This is a genomic window from Acinetobacter sp. AS167, assembly GCF_037152175.1.
GTDB lineage: Bacteria > Pseudomonadota > Gammaproteobacteria > Pseudomonadales > Moraxellaceae > Acinetobacter.
Genome location: NZ_JBBCMP010000018.1, coordinates 55,947 through 61,946 on the forward strand (window position 1 = coordinate 55,947; position 6,000 = coordinate 61,946).

General features: G+C 36.2%; 6 protein-coding genes. 3 read left to right on the plus strand and 3 right to left on the minus strand.

The window, feature by feature from the left end:
* Positions 1–284 precede the first annotated feature (284 nt).
* On the plus strand, positions 285–1,127 hold the full coding sequence (locus tag WFN33_RS19235; RefSeq protein ID WP_336954638.1) for an alpha/beta fold hydrolase: 843 nt from the start codon (positions 285–287) through the stop codon (positions 1,125–1,127).
* A gap of 71 nt (positions 1,128–1,198) precedes the next feature.
* On the opposite strand, the gene erpA is transcribed toward WFN33_RS19235, so the two are convergent.
* The 3 genes from erpA to WFN33_RS19250 all read right to left on the minus strand — a co-directional run bounded on the left by erpA (position 1,199) and on the right by WFN33_RS19250 (position 3,503).
* The gene (gene erpA, locus WFN33_RS19240) at positions 1,199–1,534 is read right to left on the minus strand and encodes an iron-sulfur cluster insertion protein ErpA (protein WP_004718915.1); all 336 of its coding nucleotides are present in this window, start codon (positions 1,532–1,534) and stop codon (positions 1,199–1,201) included.
* Between the two features lie 129 nt (positions 1,535–1,663).
* Positions 1,664–2,668, minus strand: a complete 1,005-nt coding sequence (locus WFN33_RS19245; RefSeq protein ID WP_004818193.1) for a putative solute-binding protein — start codon at positions 2,666–2,668, stop codon at positions 1,664–1,666.
* Between the two features lie 370 nt (positions 2,669–3,038).
* Positions 3,039–3,503, minus strand: coding sequence for a hypothetical protein (locus WFN33_RS19250; protein WP_336954640.1), 465 nt, complete (start codon positions 3,501–3,503; stop codon positions 3,039–3,041).
* Between the two features lie 202 nt (positions 3,504–3,705).
* Here WFN33_RS19250 and WFN33_RS19255 point away from each other — a divergent pair, with 202 nt between their 5' ends.
* A complete protein-coding gene (locus WFN33_RS19255; protein ID WP_336954641.1) occupies positions 3,706–4,773 on the plus strand; it encodes an alpha/beta hydrolase in 1,068 nt (355 codons plus the stop codon).
* A gap of 287 nt (positions 4,774–5,060) precedes the next feature.
* Complete coding sequence (locus WFN33_RS19260) at positions 5,061–5,627, plus strand: peptidylprolyl isomerase (protein WP_336954643.1); 567 nt, start codon at positions 5,061–5,063, stop codon at positions 5,625–5,627.
* Positions 5,628–6,000: the final 373 nt, after the last annotated feature.

Here is a 6,000-nt window from a genome sequence, read left to right on the forward strand (position 1 = left end):
ACTAATATGCTTGTTAAAGTGAGTTATACACCTTAGCAATCAATATTTACATAAGAATAAATGCGCTGTAAAACAAATGAAAGCAACCAAAATGAAACCAGTTTTGCTGATTTATAATTGCTACTGATTATTTTACTTCAAACTGTGGTTTCATTTTTGCTTGGCAGTGTGAGATATTTTGTAGAACAATGATCGACCTGTTTAGCGCTGAGATTGTCCTTTACTGCTGTTAAAAAATAGCGCATAAGCTTCCAATATCAATAAAAATTAAAACTGAGATCACAATGAACTTAGCGATACAGAAACAGCGCATAGAATCATTTCAAAGAGAGGGTTTTAGCTTTGATGTGATAGATTCGGGTCCTTGGGATGGGCAGCCTTTTGTCTTGTTACATGGTTTTCCTGAAACCAATAAAAGCTGGCAAGAAACTGCAGAGATCTTGAATCAAAACGGTTATCGTACTTTTGCTGTTAATCAACGTGGTTATAGTTTAGGTGCACAACCGCAAAACCGCCGTGATTATAGAAGTTCTGCTTTAGTTGAAGATGTAAATGCTTTAATCGATATGATCCAACAACAGGTTTATTTGGTTGGACATGATTGGGGGGCAGTGGTTGCTTGGGATGTTGCTCAACGTTATCCTGAAAAAATAAAACATTTGATTACGATTTCTGTACCGCATAAAGCGGCATTTATGCGTTCGATGTTAAGTAGTAATCAATTGTTAAAATCTTACTATATCGGTTTATTCCAGTTACCTAAAATTCCAGAATTATTATTTGAGAAACTACCCAAGTTGGGTCTGGGTTTATTAAAAGATTCAGGTATGACCGCAAAACAACTTGAAGATTTCCAACAAGACATCGTGGAGGAAAAGCGTCTAAGTTATGCATTAAATTGGTATCGAGGACTTCCATTTAGTTCAAATAAAAATTTAACCCAACCAGTTTATGTGCCGACTTTATTTATTTGGGGCAAACATGACTCAGCGATCGGTTCTAAAAGCGTGGCGTTAAATCATCATTATGTAAAAGCAGCTTATAAAGAAATTGTGATGGATGCGACGCATTGGATACCAGTACAGAATGCTAAACAATTAAGCCAACATATTTTAGAAACGATTTAAGATTGATGTCTCAAGCATAAAAATGCCCTCACAAGAAGAGGGCATGATTTGCTTCAAAAATATGCTTTGAATTAAATTGAGAATGATGAACCACAACCACAAGTTGTTGTTGCATTCGGGTTTTCTACAATAAAACGTGAGCCTTCTAAGCCTTCAATATAGTCAACTTTAGAACCGACGAGATATTGATAACTCAACGAGTCAACCAACATTTTTACATCACCATTTATAAATTCAGCATCATCTTCATTCATACTTTCGGCAAAGTTAAAACCATAAGAAAATCCTGAACAGCCGCCACCCGTTACATAGACACGTAACATCAGATCTTGATTACCTTCGCTATCACGAAGTTGGCGAACTTTATTTGCAGCATTGTCAGTCAGCTCAAGTGCTTGGGCGGTCATGATATTGTTCCTCAGATTTCAAATGGCTTAAATGAAAAGACCATATATTCAGTATAACATACTCAATATATGGTCAGTGAGTGAACTTTAAAGTAAATTCAGACTAAATTTATCAGATTTAATCTAGAATTATTTGTAGTTCTCATCTTGTAGCGCACATTCAAAGTTTTTCGGATCGTTTTTACAACGGAATTGCCAAAGGATTTTCATCATTTGTTTGTTATAAACGCCTTGTTTGGTCAAACTGATACGAGATTCACGCATGAGTTTTTGATAACCAGGCTTATCACCATCTGGAACTTGCATCCAGTATTTCGCCGGAATATCTGCTTTCATTTTTCCAATGATGGTGTTTGCACGAGGCAATTGCGTTTTAATCCAATCACGAGATTTTTGACCATAGCCAGCAGGGAATTTATCTGGACGAATGATAATATTACCTGTGACTTGTAGCAGTGGGTAATTCACAATAGCGCCTTTGGTGCCTAAACCCTTATGCAGCTCTAAAGGTTTAAATACAGCTGCAGGTGCACCAATAATATCAACCTGACCATTATTGAATTTACTGCCAAAATTTGTAACATCCGCGGCAACTGCTTGAGCACCGATTTGTTGAACCATAATTTTTTGTGCTTGGTCATAGTCGAGTACCGCAATTTTTTTACCTGCTGCTTTTGCAACTGTATTGATATTGCGATCATTGACCATCAGGAAAGCATCACCTACTGGAATAACACCAACAACTTCATATTTTCCACTGGTCATGTATTTTGCAAAGTTTGGATTTGCTAATCCTTGCATTACTTTTACCGCGAGATTGAGATCTGGAATCGCACCAATTGCATCTAAAGAGCCGGTGAAACTATTAAATTGTCGGCCACGCATACCTGTGATACTGACAGCATCACATTTACCCGCTTTAAAATCTTCAGCAATAACAGATTCATTTGAATTCACTTTTAATTCCAGATCCGCACCCCAGTTTTTCGCTGCAAGTTGATAATCTTTCATTAAGGTAAAAACATCACCATTTTTACCCACTAAATCAAACACACACATAACTTGTTTTGCTTGGGTGGCAGATGTTGCAAGCAAAAGACCCGCAGCAGCAATGAGAGCATTAGACCATTTCATTATTTTTTTCCTTTCCATGATCAATATTATTCATGTTCAATCAAATCGAAGAGCTTCGATCAATAGAACTTTGTGACATCAAAAATGTATCTAGTTTAGAAAATCGTTTATTGCTAAACCAAACATGATCTATTCTGAACAATCGATTTTCCAAATCAATTGTTCAAGTTCAATGATGAATTGATGTTATTGAAATCATTACTTGAAATGAGTCAGTTCGCAATGACCCAAATGACAAAATTTCCTCAGCAAAGAAGAAACGCCTGAAGCTATTAATTACTGAGGAAAATCATTACTTTTGCTTTTATAAATGATTAAATTGTTTGCTAAAAAGACAAAAGAATCTGGGTTAGCCCCAGATTCTTGAAGATTAATCTTTGTTTTGATCTCTGTTTTTACGCTCATCACGTCTTTTATCACGTTGCTGTTGTTGATTTTGACGATCACGCTGTTGCCACTGTTTTTGATCAGGTCGGTTGTCCCAGCGGTGATCACGATTTGATTTATTGTTCCAATCTTTTCTATGTTGTTCCCATTGCTGCCTTTTCATTTGATCACGTTTGGCTTGTTCATATTGCCAACGTTGTTTATCCCAGTTCTTTTGGCGCCGTTCTTGTTCAATGCGCATTTGTTGTAAACGATAGGCTCGCTCGCGTTCCCAACGTTGGCGATCATTGTTTCGGTCATATCTTGGATCATAGCGTTGTCCATAGCCATAATCTCGATACACTGGTTGCCCATAGCCGCGAGAGTCATAACCATCTTCAGGAAATGCAACACAACCAACAGCAATAATAGACGTTATGAATGAAACAATTAATGCTTTTATAGCCATAAGTTGTCTCCATTTAACAAGCAAAATAGCAAAAAAAAATTCATCTATAGCAAAATAGTCAATGACAAGTCATTTAACTCAGATTAGCGTATTTAAAAATTATATTTGTATATCGATGATGAGACTTGTATAAGATTATAGTCAGTCGATGCCTGATCATGTAGACAATATGAAGAATTTGAACATTTAAGGAAGAATCATAATGGTTGCTTTTCAACGTAGTATTCATGATTTAGTCGAAAAAGGGCAGGGTTCAGCAGGTAGGGCTTTAGATCGTTTGCCTACATTCGCTCAAGAGTCATTAACCAAGTTATTGGGTTACCCGTACCAGTTTCCTCAATTGGATAGCTTCACCAAATGTTTGATGGCAGCTCAACTTAAACAGGGCAAAGTGGGTTTTATTGGCGCAGATGTAGAGCGCTCTAGAAAGCAATTTGAATCACAAATGCAATCTATTATAAATAAATCGACCCATATCCAATTTGTTGAAGATATTCGTCTTCCGCTGCAAAGTGGCAGCGTCTATGCACGCCATTACCATCCTGCACCAAATAAAAAATTGCCAATGATTGTATTTTATCATGGCGGTGGTTTTGTGGTGGGTAGTGTGGACACCCATGATGAAGTGTGTCGCCTAATTGCTGCCCATGCAAAAGTTCAGGTTTTAAGTATTGAATATCCACTCGCACCTGAAGTTAGCCCACGTGACTTAATTCAATCTTGTGAAGATGCTTTGGCTTGGGTGTATCAAAATCGCCGTCAATTTAAAATTCTCAAAAACCGTATTGCGGTTGCAGGTGATAGTGCGGGCGGAAATATTAGCGCTGTTGTTGCACAACGCACAGTCAATACAGTGTTTGCGCCTCAAGCCCAGTTCTTGATTTATCCTGCTGTTGATTTTAAGAGTCGACATCCATCTTTCTTTGCTTATAAAGATGGCCTAGTTTTGACAGGCTCAGATATTGATTATGTGACTGACTATTATGCGACGCGTTTTAATATGGCATTGGATGATCCAATCATTTCACCAACCAATGGTCAGCTAAAGAAACTTGCCCCTGCATTTGTAGTAACGGCTGGACATGATCTTTTGCATGATGAAGGTAAAATTTATGCTTATAAGTTACGTCAAAATGGCGTAAAGGTTCATTATCAGGATTATGAAGATCAAACGCACGGATTTATTAACTTAACCCCTGTTTCACGTAAAGCTAAAAAATACGTTATAGAGATGAGTAAAGAGTTTCGTAAATTCTGGGATAAACAATAACAAAATATCATCTTTTACAAATCACTTTTGTTTCACGTGGAACAAAAGTGATTGGCTAAAAAGTAATCAGAAAAAAATTGTTCTATAAAATCTAATAACAATCGCTTAGCTATACTTTTTTTGTTTATAAAACATATTCAACAACCAGCAAGGCTTATGACAGCTATATAAATATAGTCGTGAATACTGTTGAGTATTGGTAAACGTGTTTAAATGTCATTTTTCAAAAGAATAAAGGCAGACTACTATGAGAGGCTTATTAATTTAAAATGTTTAAGGAAAAGAAAATGATCAAAAAGATAGGTATCGGTCTTGCTTTAGTGGTTTTGGTGAATCAAGCGTTCGCCAATACAGATATGCAAATTAAAACCAATTTAGGCAACATCAATATAGAGCTTTATGATGATCAAGCCCCGATATCAGTAAAAAATTTTAAGAGCTATGTAAATAGTCAATTTTACAACGGCACCATTTTCCATCGTGTTATCCCTGGTTTTATGATTCAAGGTGGTGGCTTTGATAGCAACATGAAAGAGAAGAGTACGCAACCAGCGATTCAGAATGAATCTAGCAATGGCTTAAAGAACGTTCGTGGGACTTTGGCAATGGCTCGAACCAATGCGCCAAACTCTGCAACCAGTCAATTCTTTATTAATGTTGCAAATAATGACTTTTTAAATAAGTCTGCTGGAAACCCTGGTTACGCAGTATTTGGTAAGGTGACTCAAGGACTGGATATCGTCGATAAAATCGTACAGACACCAACACAAACAGTTGGTATGCACCAAGATGTGCCTAAACAAGCTGTAAAAATCATCAGTATTCAAACAATAAAAACAAATGTGAAAAAATAGTTAAAAAATAAAGCAGAAATATTTTGTTCATATTTCTGCTTTAATATTAAAAGCTTACACGATAAAAAGTTTAAAAATGATCCAAAATAGTGCATAAAAATACAACACTCAATAAAACAATCAGTTAAAAGCACTTGCGTGTGTAAGAAATTGCCCTATAATGAGCTCATCCCGACGCGATACAGCAAACGAACTTAGCTTAGAGGGTTGAGTTGTTAAATGTTTATTGCGTCTTATTTATCACTGACGAAGTGATAAATTAATCATTAAGAGAATATGAAGAACAACTTGTGTGGATTTTTACTAATTGATTGATCGAAATATTATCATTGATTGATTGGTTTAAATTACTCGAAGTTTATTTGAGAGAATT